Here is a 16,212-nt window from a genome sequence, read left to right on the forward strand (position 1 = left end):
ACACGAAGTCACGAGCGAGGGGCCACTTTTTGCGGAGGAGCGTCAGCGGGGGAGCAAAAAGTGGTGCCTCGCGAGCCGGCGCCAAAGGCGCCCAAAAAAGAAGAGACCCGCTCTCCTCGCCGAAGAGCGGGTCCCTATTCGCGGTCTCCGCAGGTCGAACCCTCATACGACCTGCTCGTTCGTGGGCCGAACCCTCATACGGCCCACCATCCGCGGTCCGTGCCCCTGGCGCACCTCAGGGCAGAGCGCGCCAGGGGACGATTTGTTACCCGCGCAGCCCCGAGGCTTCGCGAGCGAGCTTTTCCACCCGCGCCCAGTCGCGCGAGGCGACCGCGTCCGCGGGAAGCATCCAGGACCCGCCGACGCACGCCACGTTCGGCAGCGCCAGGTAGGTCGGGGCCGACGCCGGGGTGATTCCGCCCGTCGGGCAGAACCGCACGTCCGGCACCGGCGAGGCCAGCGACTTCAGGTACGGCGCGCCGCCCGCGGCCTCGGCCGGGAAGAACTTCATCTCCCGCACCCCGCGTTCGCGCAGTTCCAGCACCTCGGACACCGTCGACGTGCCGGGCAGGAAGGGCAGTCCGCTGTCCATCAGCGACCCGTACAGCCGCTCGGTGCAGCCCGGCGTGACCAGGAAGCGCGCGCCGGCGGCGACCGCCGCCTTCGTCTGCTTCGGCGTCAGGACCGTACCGGCGCCCACGAACGCACCCTCGACCTCGGCCGCGATGCGCTCGATCGCGCCGATCGCCGCCGGCGTGCGCAGGGTGACCTCGACGGCCGGCAGCCCGCCCGCCACCAGCGCACGCGCCAGCGGTACGGCCGACTCCACGTCGTCCACGATCACCACCGGGATCACCGGGGCCAGGTCCAGAGCGGACGTGCTCACGCCGCCACCTCCACAAGTCGAGTGCTGCGCGCGTCCAGCCACGCGGACGCGCCGCGCAGAGCCGGATGCGGGGCCACCACGAGTGCGGTGGAGATTCGGTGCAGGTACGGCGCCATCGTCGGGTTGGTCTCGAAGCCCATCCGGAATTCGCTCTTGAGCAGCGTCTCCGTGATCCGCGGCAGAATGCCGCCGGCCAGGAAGACCCCACCGCGAGCGCCCATCGTCAGGGCCACCCCGCCGGCGAAGGTGCCGAGCAGTCGGCAGAACGTCTCCACCGTCGCGACGCAGACCTCGTCGCTCCCATCCAGGGCGCGGGAGGAGATGTCCGCGGGGCTGAGCGCCTCGGCAGGGACTCCGTGCACCGCCGCCGTGCAGCGGTGCAGGCGACACAGTCCGGGGCCGGAGAGCACGTGCTCCGCGGTCACCGTGCCCAGGCCGCCGCGCTCGTCGCGCAGCACCTCCAGGGCCGCGGCGTCCGGGCCGTGCGCCGGACGGAGCAGGACGTGTCCGCCCTCACCCGGCAGCGGCACCCAGCCGCCGCCCGGGATCGGCACCAGGCCGGCCACGCCGAGCCCGGTGCCGGGGCCGAGTACGGCCATCGGCAGCGTCGGGTCGGGCAGTCGGTCGCCGACCACGATCAGGTCGTCGCCCGCGAGGTGCGGCAGCGACAGCGCCAGCGCCTCGAAGTCGTTGATCAGATACAGATCCGGGACGCCGAGCGCGACCCGGGTCTCCGCGATGGACAACACCCACGCGCCGTTGGTCAGCCGGAACCGGTCGCCGTGTACGGGGCCCGCGACCGCCGCGCAGATCGCGCCGGGCCGGGACGCGCCGGAACGGTCCAGGTAGTCCTCGATCGCGGCGGCCAGGTCCACGTGGTCCTCGCTGCGCAGCCCGAGCACCCGTTCGGGCTGCCCGCCCGGCTCGGTGACCACGGCGAAGCGCGCGTTGGTGCCGCCGATGTCGGCGACCAGCCACGGGCGGTCGGGGGTCGGCGGTGCCACGGTCGGGGTCATGCGCTCGCTCCGTCGAAAGCCACGGCCGCGACCGCGCCGAACACACCGGCGCCGAGGTCGGCCGGGCCGACTCCGGCGCGCAGTGCGGTGAACAGTTCGCGTCCCGTGCCGACCCACTCGGCGTCGGTCGGGGCCGCGCCGGTGACCTGGCGCCCGGTCAGATCGGCCTGCGTGGTCAGCGTGCCCGCGACCGCGTCCACGGTCACGATGTCGCCGTCGCGAATCTTGGCGATCGGGCCGCCGGCCGCCGCCTCCGGGGTGCAGTGGATCGCCGCCGGGATCTTGCCGGAGGCACCGGAGAGTCGACCGTCGGTGACCAGTGCCACGTGGTGGCCCCGGTCCTGGAGCACGCCGAGCGCGGGGATCAGCTTGTGCAGCTCGGGCATGCCGTTCGCCCGCGGGCCCTGGTAGCGCAGCACCGCGACCAGGTCGTGGTCCAGCTCGTTGTTCTCGAACGCGGCCAGGAACTCGGCCTGTCCGTCGAACACCCGCGCCGGTGCGGTCACCACGTGGTGCGACGGGTCGACCGCGGACACCTTGATCACCGCGCGACCGAGATCGCCGTGCAACATCCGCAGGCCGCCGTCGGGCGCGAACGGCTTGTCGTACGGCCGCAGTACGTCGAGATCCAGGCTTTCGGTCGGGCCGTCCACCCAGACGATCGAGCCGTCCTCGGTGAGTTGCGGCTCGCGCCGGTAGCGGTTCAGGCCGTCGCCGGCGACGGTGCGCACGTCCTCGTTGAGCAGCCCGCCGTCGAGCAGCGTGCCGATCAGGAACGCGGTGCCGCCCGCGGCGTGGAAGTGGTTGATGTCCGCCGGGCCGTTCGGATACATCCGGGTCAACAACGGGACCACGGTGGACAGCTCGGCGAAGTCGTCCCAGGTGAGCGTGATCCCGGCGGCGGCGGCCATCGCGACCAGGTGCAGCGTGTGGTTGGTCGAACCGCCGGTGGCCAGGAGCGCGACGACCGCGTTGACCCAGGCCTTCTCGTCGAGCACCTCGCCGATCGGCGTGTACTCGCGGAGCAGCGACGTCGGGTCGCCGAGCGACGTGGTGGCCGCGACCCGGCGGCCCGCCTCGTCGGTCAGCGCCTTGCGCAGCGGCTGGTCGGGGTGCACGAAGCTGGCGCCCGGCAGGTGCAGTCCGAGCACCTCCATCACGAGCTGGTTCGTGTTCGCGGTGCCGTAGAAGGTGCAGGTCCCGATGCCGTGGTACGCGCCGGCCTCGGCGTCGAGCAGTTCCTCGCGGGAGACCTTGCCCTCGGCGAAGCGCTGCCGGACCCGGGCCTTCTCCTTGTTCGGCAGGCCCGAGGACATCGGGCCGGCCGGCACGAAGATCGTCGGCAGGTGGCCGAAGGACAGGGCGCCGATCACCAGACCGGGCACGATCTTGTCGCACACGCCGAGCATCAGCGCGCCGTCGAACATGTCGTGGGCCAGCGCCACGGCCGCCGCCATCGCGACCACGTCGCGGCTGAACAGGGACAGTTCCATGCCCGCACGGCCCTGGGTGATCCCGTCGCACATGGCGGGCACGCCGCCGGCGAACTGGGCCACGCCGCCGGCCTCGGCCACCGCGGCCTTGAGCTGCTCGGGGTAGGTCCGCAGCGGCTGGTGCGCGGAGAGCATGTCGTTGTAAGAGGAGACGATCGCGACGTTCGGCTTGACCGGGCCCTGCGGGCCGGTGCCGCGCAGGCCGAGCTTCTCGCTGGGCGAGCAGGCGGCGAAGCCGTGGGCGAAGTTGGCGCAACCGAGCTGTCCACGGGCGGGGGCCTCAGTGGCCGCGGCCCGGATCCGCTCCAGGTACGCCGTACGCGTGGCGGCACTGCGGCGCGCGATGCGCTCCGTCACTGCGGCCACCGTCGGGTGGGTCCTCTGCTCGCTCACGATCTTGGTGCCCCTGCTGTCGGCGGCCTGCTCTGCCGGTTCGGGTACCAAACTAGGGGTACTTTTGCTTCCTGGCAAGCAAAAGAGTGACGCTCGGGTGTCGAAGTAGTGAACTTAGGGCTTTGACCGAGGGAAAGCCGCCCTGGTTCACTGGATGGCATGGCCCGACGCGCGAATCCCATCCCGCACAGCAGTGCAGGCGAGGTCCTTCGCCTTGTGCGCGAAGGGGATGCCGAGACCCGGGCCGACGTCGCCCGGCTTACCGGGCTGTCCCGATCCGCCGTGGCGGCCCGGATCGACGAACTGGTCGACGCCGGTCTGCTGGCCGAGCGCGCCGACGGCGTGTCCACCGGCGGCCGACCGCCGATCCGCCTCGAACTCAATCCCGACGGCGGCCTGGTGCTGGCCGCCTCGCTCGGCAGCAGCCGAGGTCAGCTCGCGGTCTGCGACCTGACCGGCCGGGTGCTGGCCAGCCGGGAGACCCGAATGGCCGCCCAGGGCGGACCGGACGCGGTGCTCACCGGACTGCCGGACTGGATCGACGCGATGCTCGCGGACGAGGGCTTCGACCCGGCGCGGGTGCGCGGCGTCGGAGTGGCGGTGCCCGGCCCCGTCGAACTGGACACCGGGCGCGCGGCCGGCGCGCCGACGCTGCCCGGCTGGGACGGGGTGGCGATAGCGCCTGCCCTGCAACGCCGGTTGCCGGTACCGGTGTACGTGGACAACGACGTGAACGTGATGGCCCTGGGCGAGTACCGGGCCCGGGCCGACGCGGGCGACCTGGTCTTCGTCAAGGCGTCCACCGGCATCGGCGCGGGGATAGTCGCCGACGGCAAGGTCTACCGGGGCGCGCTCGGCGCGGCGGGCGAGATCGGCCACATCCCGGTCGCCGGCGGCACCGGCGTGCGGTGTTGGTGCGGCAATGTGGACTGCCTCGAAGTGCTGGCCAGCGGACGGCACTTGATCGAGACGCTGGCCGCGCACGGGGCCCGCTTTCCGGACGGTCGCGAGATCTCCAGCGTGCGCGACGTGGTGGCGCTCGCGGCGGCCGGTCAGCCCGAGGCGGTCCGACTCGTGCGCGAGTCCGGGCGGATGCTCGGCGAGGTGCTGGCGAGCGTGGTCAACGTGCTCAATCCGGCGGTCGTGGTGCTGGGCGGCGACCTCGCCGACGCGGGCGATCCGTTGCTCGCGGGGGTGCGGGAGGTCGTCTACAAGCGGTCCACGGCGGTGGCCACGCGCGAACTGCGGATCGTACCGAGCGTATTGGGCGAGGCCGCGGGCCTGACCGGCTGCGCGTTCATGGCGTTGGACCAGATCCTGTCGCCCGATTCGGTGGACACGACGCTGGCGCGGCTTGCGGGTGGGCGGTCGTTGCCGAGTGTGAATCGGGCGCTTCCGGCCTGAGGCCGGGCTGTTCGGCCTCAGGCGCCGGCCGGGCCGAACCTGTTTTCGTCCGACGTTGGCCGTCGGTTGCCCCGGGTCGGCCTCGAACGCCGGCCGGGCCGAATCGCCGGGCGTCGGCGCGTCGGGTCGACCCCAAGCGGGCCCGGCCGAATCGCCGGTACGCCGCCTCGAACGCCCCGGGTCGAGTGGCCGGGCATGCGGTGATCGGGCGCCTTCCGCTGCTCGGAAACGGATCCTCCGCGTAGGGAATGTTGAGCGGGCAACTATCGTTGGAGCGAGCAAGGCCCGGAAAGCCGGGTCGGTACTCGTATCCGAGGAGCAGGCCATGCCCGCCGTCACCGTTTCCAACCCGCTGGCCCTGCCGCGTCTGCCGGAACCCGGTCTCGACGCGCGGCCGCGTCCCGTGCTCGCCGTCACCACCGCGCCCACCGGCGTCGAGGGTGAGGGTTTCCCGGTTCGTCGGGCCCTCGCGGGGATCGACCAGAGCCGTCTCGACCCGTTCATCATGATGGATCAGATGGGTGAGGTGGACTACGCGCCGGGCGAGCCCAAGGGCACCCCGTGGCACCCGCACCGCGGCTTCGAGACGGTGACCTATCTGATCGACGGCGAGTTCGTACACCAGGACTCGGCGGGCGGCGGTGGGGTGATCACCGATGGGGACACCCAATGGATGACCGCCGGCTCCGGACTGCTGCACATCGAGGCGCCGCCGGAGGCGCTGGTGACCAGTGGCGGTCTGTTCCACGGCATCCAGTTGTGGGTCAACCTGCCGTCCGCGCAGAAGATGGCCGATCCGCGCTACCAGGACATCCGCGCGGGTGACGTCAAGCTGCTCGCGTCGGACGACGGCGGCGCGCTGGTGCGCCTGATCGCGGGCTCCGTCGGCGACTTCGACGGCCCGGGCATCACGCACACCCCCATCACCTTGGTGCACGCCTCGGTCAACCCGGGCGCACGACTTTCGCTGCCCTGGCGCAAGGACTACAACGCACTGGTGTACGTTCTCGCGGGCTCCGGCACCGTCGGGACCGAACGTCGACCGATCGAAACCGGCCGGCTCGCGGTCTTCGGCGCCGGGGACACGATCGACCTCCAGGCCGACGCACGACAGGATTCGAACAAGCCGAACCTCGAGGTGATCGTTCTCGGCGGGCAGCCGATCGGCGAGGAAGTCGCCTGGTACGGCCCCTTCGTGATGAACACGCACGCCGAACTGGCTCAGGCGTTCGACGACTTCAAGGCGGGCCGGATGGGAAGGATCCCCGCCGACCGGATCTGACGGCCGGTCAACAGTGGCCGAAGATCATCGCCGAGGAATCTGACGCACCGTCAGAGCCCTTAGGGTGCAAGGGAATGCCTCATAGGGGCGAGCGCGTGGGCTACGCAACGGAGCCGACCGGTCGCCCCTTGACGCTGTCCCGCCCACTGGCCACACTGAACAAGGTCAAATGGAACGTACCGGTTTGCCGCGCTATGAGCGTGGCCTGCGGAAACAGGAGTGGAGCCGTCACCTCACCACCGTGAGCTCCGCCGCCGGGCCGAAGTGGCCCCGGTCGACGGGTGCGATGTGACACCGGACGAGAGGAGTCCGCGTATGTCCCGGCCCTCCCGGGTGGCACACGGCATCGGCGACGGTGACCGACGGCCGCCCCACACCTCATATTTCGCCGAATCGCCGATCGTTTCGCGGGTGATCGCACCGACTTCGACCGGTGCGTCGTCCGCAGTCGCCCGATCGACCCGTGCGTGGCCCGGCGCGTCCGGGTCCTGGGGGCGGTGATGGCCACCGACTGGCGCAAGAAGTTCGTGGAGAGCACGGTCAAGACCCGTGCCTCGTCCACGAACTGGATCGCACTGAAGATCATCCACTCGAACGCGCTCACGATGCTCATCCTCGGCACCGCCGCGGTGTTCGCGGTGGTCCTGCATCTCAAGGGACGTGCGCGCGATGGCGAGTTGTTCGCACTCGTGATCGCCGTGCCGTGGATACTGGCGGCATATCGACACAGCCGGACCTGCAAGCCGTGTCCACGTCAGTCGGGAGGGGGATAGGCGATGAGCGCGTACGAACCGCCACCGCCCCCCGAGGCACGCGGACTTCGGCTCGGCGACCTGGTCCGTCGACGCCGACTCGCCGATCCCGACGACGAGGAGCCGGCCTTCCCGGCGCCTCGCCACGATCGCGCGGACAAACCCTCGGGCCGGGCCGCGAGCGGGCCCGAGCGCGAGTCCCGCGCGTCCCGAAACGAGGACGAGCCCTCCTGGCGGCGCGACTTGCGGGAGCGTCGGAAGCACGAGCAGGAGGCCGCGGCCAGGGCCGAGACCCGGCGTACGACCGAGCGCGCGAGCGATGCGTCCGCGCGCCCCGGACGAGCCGCCGCCGGCCGACGCGCCGAGGAAGCGCAGGCCCAGGGTCGGCGAACCCAGGCGCAGCGGGCCGAGGGTGGCGCCGCCGGCGTGGCGGATCGCTCGGCTCGGCCCCCGGTGCGGCATGTGATGAAACCCCGCGACCCGGGCCGCCACAACGCGCCCGCGACCCCCGCGGAGAGCGCGCGCAAGTTGCCGTGGCGCAAGTCCGCCAAGGCGGCCGGCCCGATCGCGGGCGCCGCCGGGGCGGGCCCCGCCGCCGAGACCGCGGGCGGCTCGACCGCCGCCTCCGGTCTGGCCCGATTCGTCCGTCGAGGTCCTGCGGCCGCCGCCGCGGACGATGCCGCCGACTCCGGTACCCAGGGTGGGAGTTCGGGCATACCCAAGGTGCAGCCGCCGTTCGCGGGGGCTGCCGAGGGGAGTGCCGGACCCAGTCGGGGGCCGTTCGGTGGGACCGACCTGATCATGCTGGTTCCCGCCGGATTCGCCGCCTACTACGGTGCGGGGCTCCTGGTGAGCTGCTCGTCCGAGGCGAACTTCATGGCGGCCTTCTGCCTGTGGCTCATGATGGGCTTCTGGATCGTGATCGTCAGCGCGAAATGGCCGCTGTTGCGGCTCATGCGCTGGGCCTGGGTGCTCGCCGGTCTGATGGCCGGCGCATCCATCCCCATCGGTGGCGGGTGACGGTGCGAGCGACGTGAGTAGCTTACGAACCGTCATATCACGGGTACGCCAAGGCAAACAGGGACCGGCGGACGACCGCAGGACCGGAGGGGAATCATGCACATGTCGCTGAGCGCCGTGGCCGCTGCCGCGCCCGACTCCATCGTCGAGCTCCACTCGGCGGTGACCACCGAGACGAGCAGCGTCGGTCGCGGGGTGACCGTCGGTGTCCCGATCCTGATCATCTTCATTCTCTTCTACCTGGTCACCCACAAGAACTACAAGATCGGTGGCCTGGTGCTGGCCTTCGTGGCCGGGGTGATGTTGTCCGGGACCCAGGTGGCCTCCTCGCTCTCCGAGCTGGTCGACCACTTCGTCACGGCCGGCGTCAACGCGGTGAGCGACACGTTCAGCTGAGCCGGGACCGTACGGGCCGGGCCGCAGGACGGTCCGGGCCCGACGGTCGTGGTTCGAACACGCGTCGGTGGCGGGTGACATCCGGCGTGCGGTGGTGGTCTCGGTGGTAGTCCCCAGGACATGAGTGATCCGCTGCACGTGATGACGTTCAATCTGCGCGGCCCGGAGAACCCGGCGCCGAACTCGTGGCGCGAGCGCTACCCGCTCGTGCTGGAGTCGATCCGTCGCGAGCATCCGCATGTGCTGGGCACCCAGGAGGGTCGCTGGCACCAACTGCGGCCGTTGGCTCGCGATTTGCGGGCCGATTACGACTGGATCGGCCTCGGGCGCGAGGGTGGCAGCGGATCCGAGTTCGGCGCGGTGTTCTACGACGTCGAACGCCTGGAGCCGCTGGCCTTCGATCATCTGTGGTTGTCCGCGTTCCCGCGCCTGATCGGCTCGCGCACGTGGGGCAATTGGCGGCATCCCCGGATGATGACCTGGATCCGCTTCCGGGATCTGGACACCGGTGGCGGGTTCGGTTTCGTGAACACGCATTGGGATCACGTCTCGGCGAACGCCCGGCGCAAGAGCGCGTACGCGCTGCGGGCGCTGTTGGCGCGTCGGTTCGCCGGTGAACCGGTGATCGTGGTGGGCGACTTCAACGTCGGCACCGACAGCGACCCGTACACGATCCTGACCGGGGACGGGCTGCTGCGGGACGCCGATCCGGCCGGCACGACCCGGACCTACAACAACTGGGAACCGCCGGTCGAGGGCGAACGCATCGACTGGATCCTGGCCGGCACCGATTTCGACGTCGTCGACGCCCGCACGCTGACCTGGACCAGGGACGGCCGCTGCCCGTCCGACCACTGGCCGGTCCAGGCGTGGCTGACCCGGCGAACGCCGGTGTCCTGAGCCGGAGTCGACCGGCCCGCCCGCGCCCGACGGCGGCCGGGCCCGGTTCGGGGGCGGGTCAGCCGGCGTGCCGGGCCTGGACGATCGCCGGGTAGCGGGCGGTGAACATCGCCGGGGCCACGAAGCCGGCGGCCTGGACGGCGATCGCCGCGGCCGTGGCCAGGTCCTGCGCCTTGATCAGGCAGAGCACGATCGCGGTGACCGTGAAGCTCGCCGCCCAGACCGCGGTGATCACCACGTTGACCCGGAGGAAGCCGGGCAGGCCCCAGATCTCGCGCGGGGTGGAGCGGCGGGCGATCACCAGGGTGAACGGGTTGCGGGCGGCCAGCGAGCCCCACGCGGTGATCGCGAGCCAGCCGAACGAGGCGGCGCCGACGTAGCGGTGGAAGGCCGCGTCGGGCACGGCGAACGCGATCGGGGTCAGCACCGCGAAGAACGCCGCGCTGCTGTAGGAGAGCAGGTCGACGCCGCGGCCGGCCCGGTGGTCCTGGGCGGCCGTCACGAGGGTGACGATCAGGGCGGCGAGGGCGCCCCACTGCCAGGCGGTGGAGGGGATGGCGGCGAAGACGATCCACGGTGCGAAGTTGCGTACGTAGTTCACGGGATTCCCCTGACTCGACCCTGCGCTCCTGACATGTCAATGATGGACGTTCCACTTTCGACATGTCAATCCTGAGTGGTAAAGTCCGGGTCATGAGCCTCCGTCACGCACTCCTGGGACTCCTCGCCAACCGGTCGGCCAGTGGCTACGACCTGTTGAAGTCGTTCGAAACGTCGCTGGCCAACGTGTGGCCGGCCACGCAGAGCCAGGTCTACGGCGAGTTGGGCAAGCTCTCCGCCGAGGGCATGCTCGACGTGACCGCCGAGGGCCCGCGTGGCCGCAAGGAATACTCGATCACCGCGAGCGGCCGGACCGAGCTGCGGCACTGGCTGGTCGAGGTCGAGCCCGAGCGGGTCCGGCGCAGCGGGATGCTCCTGCGGGTCTTCTTCCTGGACACGCTGGATCCGGACGAGGCCCGGGACTATCTCGCCGCGCAGGCCGAGGCGGCGGCCGGCACCCATACCGGGCTGCGGGCGATGGAGGCGAGCGTCGAGTGGGACGACAGCCCGCTGTCGGTGTACGGGCGGATCGCACTGGAGTACGGGCTTCGCCTGTCACAGGTGCAGCGCGAGTGGGCACAGTGGGCGACGGAACAGGTGGCCTCGCCGAAGGCGGAGTGAACGGGCGAGGCGGCGGATACGAAAGGGTGGCCACGCCCCGGTCGGTGGGTACCCGGTTCGCGCCGGCCGGGCGATCCGGCCTCGCCGCGGGGCGAGGGGATCGATCCCCCCGGACTCCTGGAGAACCCGTGTTTCGTACCGTCCGCACCGTCATGGTCTTCGCCGGCGACCCGCGCGCGAGTGCGCGGTGGTGGGCCGAAGTGCTCGACGTCCCGGCCCGCTTCGACATCGACGAGGAGTCGGTGTACGCGTGGGTGGACATCGCCGGGGTCGAACTGGGCTTCCACCCCGCCGATCCGGCGCGCAACCCGCCGGGCGGGAGCACCGTCCCGTACTGGGGCGTGGCCGACCTCGACGCGATCCGGGATCGGCTCCTCGCGGCGGGCTGCGTGCATCATCGCGGCCCGTTGGTGATCGAACCCGGCCGCCGGATCTGCCAACTGGTGGACCCGTTCGGCTTCGTGTTCGGTCTGGAAGGGCCCTGACAAGGGCGCGGGTGCCGGTGGACCCGGTCAGTGCGGATCCGCCGCCAGGACACCTCGGGTCAGCGTGGTCATGATCGCGTCGACCACCTCGTGCCGGGGCAGGTCGTCCTCCTTGGCCGCCTCCCAACCCGCGTACAGCAGCGCCCAGAACGTGCGGCGGGCCCAGCCCGCGGGAAGCGCGGGGGTGGTCGGCCGACCGGCACGGGTGAGGATCGCGTCGACCGGGTCCTCACCACCGACGAGTTCGGCCCACAGCTCGGGATCGCCGACGATGGTCGGCTCGTTGTAGACGAACAGCAGGATCGGGCCCAGCGGGAACTGCCCCTCGACCACCCGGCGCAGCGCGGCGAGCGGTGGGCCGCTGTCCGGATGGGCCCGGCCGATGGCCGCGTCGCCGAGGGCGACCACGTGCCGAGCGAGGGCACGCAGCAGGTCGTGCCGGTCCGGGAAGTAGCGGTGCAGCGTGGTCCGGCCGACCTCGGCCGCCGTGGCGATCTCGCCGAGCGAGGCGGCCGGGGTGACGGCGAGCACCGTCGCGGCGGCGTCCAGGATCGCGGTCCTGGTGCGGAGTCTGGTGCCGGTTTCCACGGCGGCGTCTCTCGTCATGCCCGACCGGCCGCCCGGCGAGCTGGTCACCCGGGTGACCTCGGACACCGTGCTGCTGCGCGAGGCCGCCTCCTCCAGCCTGGTCAATCTGGTCAACGGGAGCGTGTCGCTGGTCGGCACGATCGTGCTCATGGCGGTGCTGGACGTACCACTGCTGCTGTGCACCCTGGCCGCGCTCGTGGTGATCGCGGTCCTGGTCGGGCTGCTGATGCCGCCGATCGCCCGGGCCCAGGAGCAGGCCCAGGCGTCACTGGGCAACCTCGGCGGCATCCTGGAAGGCGGCCTGCGCGCGGTGCGTACGGTCAAGTCCAGCGGGCGGAACAGCGCGAGGGCGACCGGGTGATCGCCGAGGCGCGCGACTCGGCCCGGCACGGAGTGCGCGCGGTGCGCACCGAGGCGATCGCCTGAACCGTCGCGGTCCCGGTCGGCGAGGCCGGCGAGGCCGCGCTCACGCTCGACCGGGTGTCGGTGACCTACCCGGGGGCCGATCGGCCGGCCCTGGCCGAGCTGAGCCTGAGCATTCCGCACCGGGGGCACATCGCGATCGTCGGGCGGTCCGGGGCGGGCAAGACCACGATCTTCTCGCTCCTGTCGCGGTTCCACGAGCCGGACAGCGGGCGGATCGAAATGGCCGGTGCGCCGTACGAGCGGCTGAGCATCGGTGCGGTGCGCGCCCGAATCGCCTATGTCGAACAGGAGACGCCGCTGCTCGCCGGGACGGTGCGGGACAACGTGCTCTTCCGGCACCCGGACGCGGGCGACGAGCAGGCGTGGGCGGCCCTGCGCGCGGTACGCCTGGACGAGACCGTTCGGCGGCTTCCGGGCGGCCTGGACGAGCCGGTGGCCGGGACCAGCCTGTCCGGCGGCGAACGCCGGCGCATCGCGGTGGCACGAGCCGTCGTGCGCCGGCCCGACGTGCTGCTGCCGGACGAGGCCACCGCGCAACTCGACGGCCGCACGGAGGCCGCCATCCACGACGTCATGCGGCAGGTGGCGCGGCACGGCGCCGTGGTCACCATCGCGCACCGCCTGTCCACCGTCGTGGACCGCGGACCGCATCGTGCCGATGGACGGCGGCCGACTCCGGGCCAGTGGCACGCACGACCAACTCCTGGCCACCGACGAGCTGTACAAGGAACTGGTCGCGGCTCTGCGCATCGCCACCGGGCCGACGACCGACACTCCGCCGCAGGGTGCCGCGACACCCGGCCGGGCCGTGTCCGGCGGCGCCCGGCGCGTCCACGACTCGGGGGCGGCGGAAGGGATTTCGAAGTCGGCGGCAACCCCCTCGGGGGATGGGCGTCTTAACGGTTAAGAGCCGGGAAGACGGCGGCGGGACCCGGGAAACGGGAATCCGCAGGAGCCTCGACTCGCCATCGACAATCTTCGAGAACACCCACCCCGGGGGAGAGCTCTGCCATGCGCATGCCCGATATGAACCGTTTCGCGAAGAGGGTCGGCATCTCCGTTGCCACTGCCGTCACCCTCGCCCTGGCCACCCCGATGCTGCCCGGTATGGCCGGGACCGCCTACGCGTGTGGGGACGGCCCGGCCGGGCAGGTCCCGGCGACCCCGGTCGACCCGGCGGACCTGGCCAAGGTCTCCGCCACCCTGTCCGGTGTTCCGACCAAGGTCACCCGGGGCTCCACCTTCACCGTCCGGCTCACCGTCACCAACAACTCCAAGGTGGACCTTCGCCGGATCCCGGTGGGGGTCGCAGTCGCCCTGCTCGACAACACCACGGACTCCCCCGACGATCGGCTCCACCACGGCACCGCCAAGGACGTCGACATTCGCTACACGCTGCCGGGCCGGGCCGGGCAGACCCTCGCCCTCAAGCCCGGGTGCGACCCCACCCTGGGCGGATCGTTCGTCATCACCGCAGGCGGCCGCCCCGGCAGCCGCACCACCGTCACGCTCCAGGTGACCATCAAGAGCAGCACTCCCGCCCAGGTGGTCGACGGCAGCCTCTACGCCGGTACGGGCAACGGCAAGAACGCCTCCGCGAAGTTCACCCTCGGCAAGGCCGCCGCTCCCCGGCCGACCACCCCCGCCAAGCCGACGCCGGCCAAGCCCGCCCCCGCGAAGCCCGCGGCGGACAAGGACGACGCCAAGCCGACCACCGCGACCACCCCGCCCGCCGCCGAGGCGTTGCCGGCCACCCTGCCCAAGACCGGCGGCTCGGCGCAGACCCCCGCCCTCGCCATCGGCGCGAGCGGCCTGATCCTGGTCGGGGCCACCACGATGGTGCTCGCCCGGCGTCGTCGCCGCACCACCTGACGTACCTGCGCGCTCGAAGGTGCCGGGCCTCCGGGGCCTTCGAGCGCGCCGCCGGGTCAGGCCCCGTGGGCGAGCGGCTCCAAAGCGCGGGCCGGCTTGACCACCTTCATCAGTGGGCCGGTCAGGGTGACCGCGAGCATCGCCGCGTCGTCCTCCAGCTTCCCGCCCACGTGCGCCAGCAGGCCCTGCTCGACCGCGTCCAGCATCGCCGCGGCGTCGTTGTGCGCGTGCACGGCCAGGTGTTGGGCCAGTGCGTAGAAGGTGCCGGAGGTGTCCCGGGCCTCGGTCACCCCGTCCGTGTGCAGCAACAACACGTCTCCCGGGCGAAAGCGGACCTGCTCCACCGCCCGCGCCGTGGCCGCCGGCAGCAGGCCCATGCCCAGCGGCAGTCCCGCCTCGGCGATCACCTCGCCGACCGTGCCGCCGCGCACCAGCAGCGGCGAGGGATGACCGCACGCCAGGACCTGCATCGTGCCCTCGCCCGGACACAGCTCCACCATCACCGCGGTGACGAAGTCCTCGCTGCCCAGTTGCCGGTTCAAACTGCGGTCCACCCGCATCCCGACCTCGCCCAGGGTCGGCGCGTCGTAGGCCGCCTCACGGAACGCGCCCAGTGTGCGGGCCGCCATGTCGACCGCCTCCAGACCCTTGCCCCGCACGTCGCCGAGCAGCACCCGCACCCCGTACGGCGTCTCCAACACCTCGTACAGGTCGCCGCCGATGGACGCCTCCTCGGCCGCCGCGCGATAGCGCACCGCGAAGCCGAATCGGCCGATCTTCCTGGGCACCGGCCGCAACAACGCGCGCTGCGCGACCTCGGCCACCGACTGCACGCGGTGCAGCCGGGCGTCCTGGCGGCGGCGCTCCCAGCCGACCCAGCACCCGAACGCGGTGACGATCAGGATCGCCGCCGAGACGCCGGTGGAGTTCTTGTACTGGTCGTAGTCGCCGCTGTACATCTCCGGCCGCAACAACAGTCGGGTGATCAGCGCCACGGCTCCGGCCACCGCCGTCAGCCACGGCCGGTAGGCCATCGCCACCACGGCCGGTACGGCGATCAACACCGCGTGCATGTCCAGATAGGGCGGGGCGAACACCCGACTCAGCAGCACTGCCACGTACAAACCCGCTGCCACCGGAACGGCTCGGCCGGCGGGGAGGGCCAGGGCAGGCATGTATCGAAACCTTTCGTTGACGCGCAGGGGGACGGACCGACGAGCAACTCGCTCCATCGTCCCGTGCGCCGAGGCACTCGGACAGGGGCGAAAGTCCCATTAGGTCCAAAACGTATCCAAACCTGGCCAAACAGGCACTTGACAGCACCGCCATTCGGGTCCGAACCCGCCCCCATCCAGGCCATATGCTGCGCGCATGCCGCGTGACTCCGGCCCCACCAGGCGCCGCATCGTCGAGGCCGCCGAGCTTCTGTTCGCGCGGCAGGGTCTCGACGTGCCGTTGCAGGACATCACCCGCGCGGCGGGACAGCGCAACGCAGGCGCGATCCACTATCACTTCGGCGGTCGCGAGGGGCTGCTTCGCGCGATCGTCGAACAGCACGTCCCGGTCGTCTACGCCCGCCGCCAGGCGCTGCTGGCCGCGGCCCGCGAGCAGCCGCACCTGTCCGGATACGCCCGCGCCATCGTGTTGCCGATCACCGAATTGCTCAACGGCTCGCCCGCCGACCGGGCCTATCTGCAGATCTCGGTGGAGTTGCTGCGGGACGCGACATCCCCGGTGACGCCGCTGCTCGGCGGCGAGGACATCCAGGACGTGGTGGACGCGGTCGCCGCGGCACGGCCCGACCTGCGCTCGACAGCGCTGCAGACCCGCGCCTTCCTGGTCACCCAGATGGTCGGCATGTTGTGCGCGGCCCGCGCCGCGCGACACAGCCTGCCGGCCCGCCCGGACGCGATCGTGCCCACCGGCCTGCTCGACCCGGACGCCTTCGACGACCACCTGACCACGATCGTCTCGGGCGCACTCGCCGGCGACTGAGCCGACCGGCCCCGCCCGAACACCCCCCGCCGATCACCCCGCTCCGAACCCCTTGACTCCTTCGACCCCTCGTATTAAACACA

At 71.7% G+C, this 16,212-nt stretch carries 18 protein-coding genes; 12 read left to right on the plus strand and 6 right to left on the minus strand.

Annotated features, from left to right (window positions below):
* Nucleotides 1-265 precede the first annotated feature (265 nt).
* Genes eda through edd form a run of 3 tightly spaced genes read right to left on the minus strand, consistent with a single transcriptional unit; the run spans nt 266 to nt 3,788 of the window.
* Entirely contained in the window at nt 266-886 is a 621-nt protein-coding gene (gene eda, locus ABZ374_RS27570; protein WP_360315642.1) for a bifunctional 4-hydroxy-2-oxoglutarate aldolase/2-dehydro-3-deoxy-phosphogluconate aldolase, read from the minus strand.
* On the minus strand, nt 883-1,902 hold the full coding sequence (gene glk, locus ABZ374_RS27575) for a glucokinase (protein ID WP_360315644.1): 1,020 nt from the start codon (nt 1,900-1,902) through the stop codon (nt 883-885). The genes eda and glk overlap by 4 nt, the downstream gene beginning before the upstream one ends.
* Entirely contained in the window at nt 1,899-3,788 is a 1,890-nt protein-coding gene (gene edd / locus ABZ374_RS27580) for a phosphogluconate dehydratase (RefSeq protein ID WP_360315646.1), read from the minus strand. Before edd ends, glk begins: the two co-directional genes overlap by 4 nt.
* Before the next feature lie 216 nt (nt 3,789-4,004).
* Here edd and ABZ374_RS27585 point away from each other — a divergent pair, with 216 nt between their 5' ends.
* The 6 genes from ABZ374_RS27585 (at nt 4,005) to ABZ374_RS27610 (ending at nt 9,542) form a co-directional block, all read left to right on the plus strand.
* Nucleotides 4,005-5,192: an ROK family transcriptional regulator gene (locus ABZ374_RS27585; protein WP_360315648.1), complete on the plus strand. Its 1,188-nt coding sequence runs from the start codon at nt 4,005-4,007 to the stop codon at nt 5,190-5,192.
* 325 nt (nt 5,193-5,517) lie between these two features.
* Nucleotides 5,518-6,474 (plus strand): pirin family protein, encoded by a 957-nt coding sequence (locus ABZ374_RS27590; RefSeq protein WP_360315650.1) that lies wholly within the window; start codon nt 5,518-5,520, stop codon nt 6,472-6,474.
* Nucleotides 6,475-6,941: 467 nt separating this feature from the next.
* Nucleotides 6,942-7,247 carry a hypothetical protein gene (locus ABZ374_RS27595; protein WP_360315652.1) on the plus strand — a complete coding sequence of 102 codons (306 nt, stop codon included), beginning with the start codon at nt 6,942-6,944 and terminating at the stop codon, nt 7,245-7,247.
* Nucleotides 7,248-7,250: 3 nt separating this feature from the next.
* Nucleotides 7,251-8,246 carry a hypothetical protein gene (locus tag ABZ374_RS27600; RefSeq protein WP_360315654.1) on the plus strand — a complete coding sequence of 332 codons (996 nt, stop codon included), beginning with the start codon at nt 7,251-7,253 and terminating at the stop codon, nt 8,244-8,246.
* A gap of 96 nt (nt 8,247-8,342) precedes the next feature.
* Nucleotides 8,343-8,642, plus strand: a complete 300-nt coding sequence (locus ABZ374_RS27605; protein WP_360315656.1) for a hypothetical protein — start codon at nt 8,343-8,345, stop codon at nt 8,640-8,642.
* Between the two features lie 120 nt (nt 8,643-8,762).
* Nucleotides 8,763-9,542 (plus strand): endonuclease/exonuclease/phosphatase family protein, encoded by a 780-nt coding sequence (locus tag ABZ374_RS27610; RefSeq protein WP_360315658.1) that lies wholly within the window; start codon nt 8,763-8,765, stop codon nt 9,540-9,542.
* 58 nt (nt 9,543-9,600) lie between these two features.
* Here ABZ374_RS27610 and ABZ374_RS27615 read toward each other — a convergent pair whose 3' ends face one another.
* Nucleotides 9,601-10,143, minus strand: coding sequence for a hypothetical protein (locus tag ABZ374_RS27615; RefSeq protein ID WP_360315660.1), 543 nt, complete (start codon nt 10,141-10,143; stop codon nt 9,601-9,603).
* A 92-nt stretch (nt 10,144-10,235) separates the two neighbouring features.
* Between ABZ374_RS27615 and ABZ374_RS27620 the strand changes: the two genes are divergently transcribed.
* Both ABZ374_RS27620 and ABZ374_RS27625 read left to right on the plus strand, forming a co-directional pair.
* Nucleotides 10,236-10,763: a PadR family transcriptional regulator gene (locus ABZ374_RS27620; protein ID WP_360315662.1), complete on the plus strand. Its 528-nt coding sequence runs from the start codon at nt 10,236-10,238 to the stop codon at nt 10,761-10,763.
* Between the two features lie 128 nt (nt 10,764-10,891).
* Nucleotides 10,892-11,248, plus strand: coding sequence for a VOC family protein (locus ABZ374_RS27625; RefSeq protein WP_360315664.1), 357 nt, complete (start codon nt 10,892-10,894; stop codon nt 11,246-11,248).
* 27 nt (nt 11,249-11,275) lie between these two features.
* Here the strand turns inward: ABZ374_RS27625 and ABZ374_RS27630 are convergent, their stop codons facing one another.
* Entirely contained in the window at nt 11,276-11,854 is a 579-nt protein-coding gene (locus ABZ374_RS27630) for a TetR/AcrR family transcriptional regulator (RefSeq protein ID WP_360315666.1), read from the minus strand.
* Here ABZ374_RS27630 and ABZ374_RS27635 point away from each other — a divergent pair.
* The 3 genes from ABZ374_RS27635 to ABZ374_RS27645 all read left to right on the plus strand — a co-directional run bounded on the left by ABZ374_RS27635 (nt 11,853) and on the right by ABZ374_RS27645 (nt 14,134).
* Entirely contained in the window at nt 11,853-12,197 is a 345-nt protein-coding gene (locus ABZ374_RS27635) for an ABC transporter transmembrane domain-containing protein (RefSeq protein WP_360315668.1), read from the plus strand. The genes ABZ374_RS27630 and ABZ374_RS27635 overlap by 2 nt on opposite strands.
* A gap of 119 nt (nt 12,198-12,316) precedes the next feature.
* On the plus strand, nt 12,317-13,162 hold the full coding sequence (locus ABZ374_RS27640; RefSeq protein WP_360315670.1) for an ATP-binding cassette domain-containing protein: 846 nt from the start codon (nt 12,317-12,319) through the stop codon (nt 13,160-13,162).
* A gap of 111 nt (nt 13,163-13,273) precedes the next feature.
* Nucleotides 13,274-14,134: an LPXTG cell wall anchor domain-containing protein gene (locus ABZ374_RS27645; RefSeq protein ID WP_360315672.1), complete on the plus strand. Its 861-nt coding sequence runs from the start codon at nt 13,274-13,276 to the stop codon at nt 14,132-14,134.
* Between the two features lie 56 nt (nt 14,135-14,190).
* On the opposite strand, the gene ABZ374_RS27650 is transcribed toward ABZ374_RS27645, so the two are convergent.
* Nucleotides 14,191-15,309: a PP2C family protein-serine/threonine phosphatase gene (locus ABZ374_RS27650; protein WP_360315674.1), complete on the minus strand. Its 1,119-nt coding sequence runs from the start codon at nt 15,307-15,309 to the stop codon at nt 14,191-14,193.
* 196 nt (nt 15,310-15,505) lie between these two features.
* Here ABZ374_RS27650 and ABZ374_RS27655 point away from each other — a divergent pair, with 196 nt between their 5' ends.
* Nucleotides 15,506-16,129, plus strand: coding sequence for a helix-turn-helix domain-containing protein (locus ABZ374_RS27655; RefSeq protein ID WP_360315676.1), 624 nt, complete (start codon nt 15,506-15,508; stop codon nt 16,127-16,129).
* Nucleotides 16,130-16,212: the final 83 nt, after the last annotated feature.

Source organism: Embleya sp. NPDC005971 (assembly GCF_040629175.1).
In the GTDB taxonomy this organism is placed as follows: domain Bacteria; phylum Actinomycetota; class Actinomycetes; order Streptomycetales; family Streptomycetaceae; genus Embleya.

What these genes read in the sequence shown, in the direction of transcription:
- glk (WP_360315644.1), bottom strand. Translation starts at nt 1,902, where the DNA reads ATGACCCCGACCGTGGCACCGCCGACCCCCGACCGCCCGTGGCTGGTC.
- ABZ374_RS27645 (WP_360315672.1), top strand. Translation starts at nt 13,274, where the DNA reads ATGCGCATGCCCGATATGAACCGTTTCGCGAAGAGGGTCGGCATCTCC.
- ABZ374_RS27655 (WP_360315676.1), top strand. Translation starts at nt 15,506, where the DNA reads ATGCCGCGTGACTCCGGCCCCACCAGGCGCCGCATCGTCGAGGCCGCC.
- ABZ374_RS27650 (WP_360315674.1), bottom strand. Translation starts at nt 15,309, where the DNA reads ATGCCTGCCCTGGCCCTCCCCGCCGGCCGAGCCGTTCCGGTGGCAGCG.
- ABZ374_RS27605 (WP_360315656.1), top strand. Translation starts at nt 8,343, where the DNA reads ATGCACATGTCGCTGAGCGCCGTGGCCGCTGCCGCGCCCGACTCCATC.
- ABZ374_RS27610 (WP_360315658.1), top strand. Translation starts at nt 8,763, where the DNA reads ATGAGTGATCCGCTGCACGTGATGACGTTCAATCTGCGCGGCCCGGAG.
- ABZ374_RS27590 (WP_360315650.1), top strand. Translation starts at nt 5,518, where the DNA reads ATGCCCGCCGTCACCGTTTCCAACCCGCTGGCCCTGCCGCGTCTGCCG.
- ABZ374_RS27635 (WP_360315668.1), top strand. Translation starts at nt 11,853, where the DNA reads ATGCCCGACCGGCCGCCCGGCGAGCTGGTCACCCGGGTGACCTCGGAC.
- ABZ374_RS27630 (WP_360315666.1), bottom strand. Translation starts at nt 11,854, where the DNA reads ATGACGAGAGACGCCGCCGTGGAAACCGGCACCAGACTCCGCACCAGG.
- ABZ374_RS27620 (WP_360315662.1), top strand. Translation starts at nt 10,236, where the DNA reads ATGAGCCTCCGTCACGCACTCCTGGGACTCCTCGCCAACCGGTCGGCC.
- ABZ374_RS27600 (WP_360315654.1), top strand. Translation starts at nt 7,251, where the DNA reads ATGAGCGCGTACGAACCGCCACCGCCCCCCGAGGCACGCGGACTTCGG.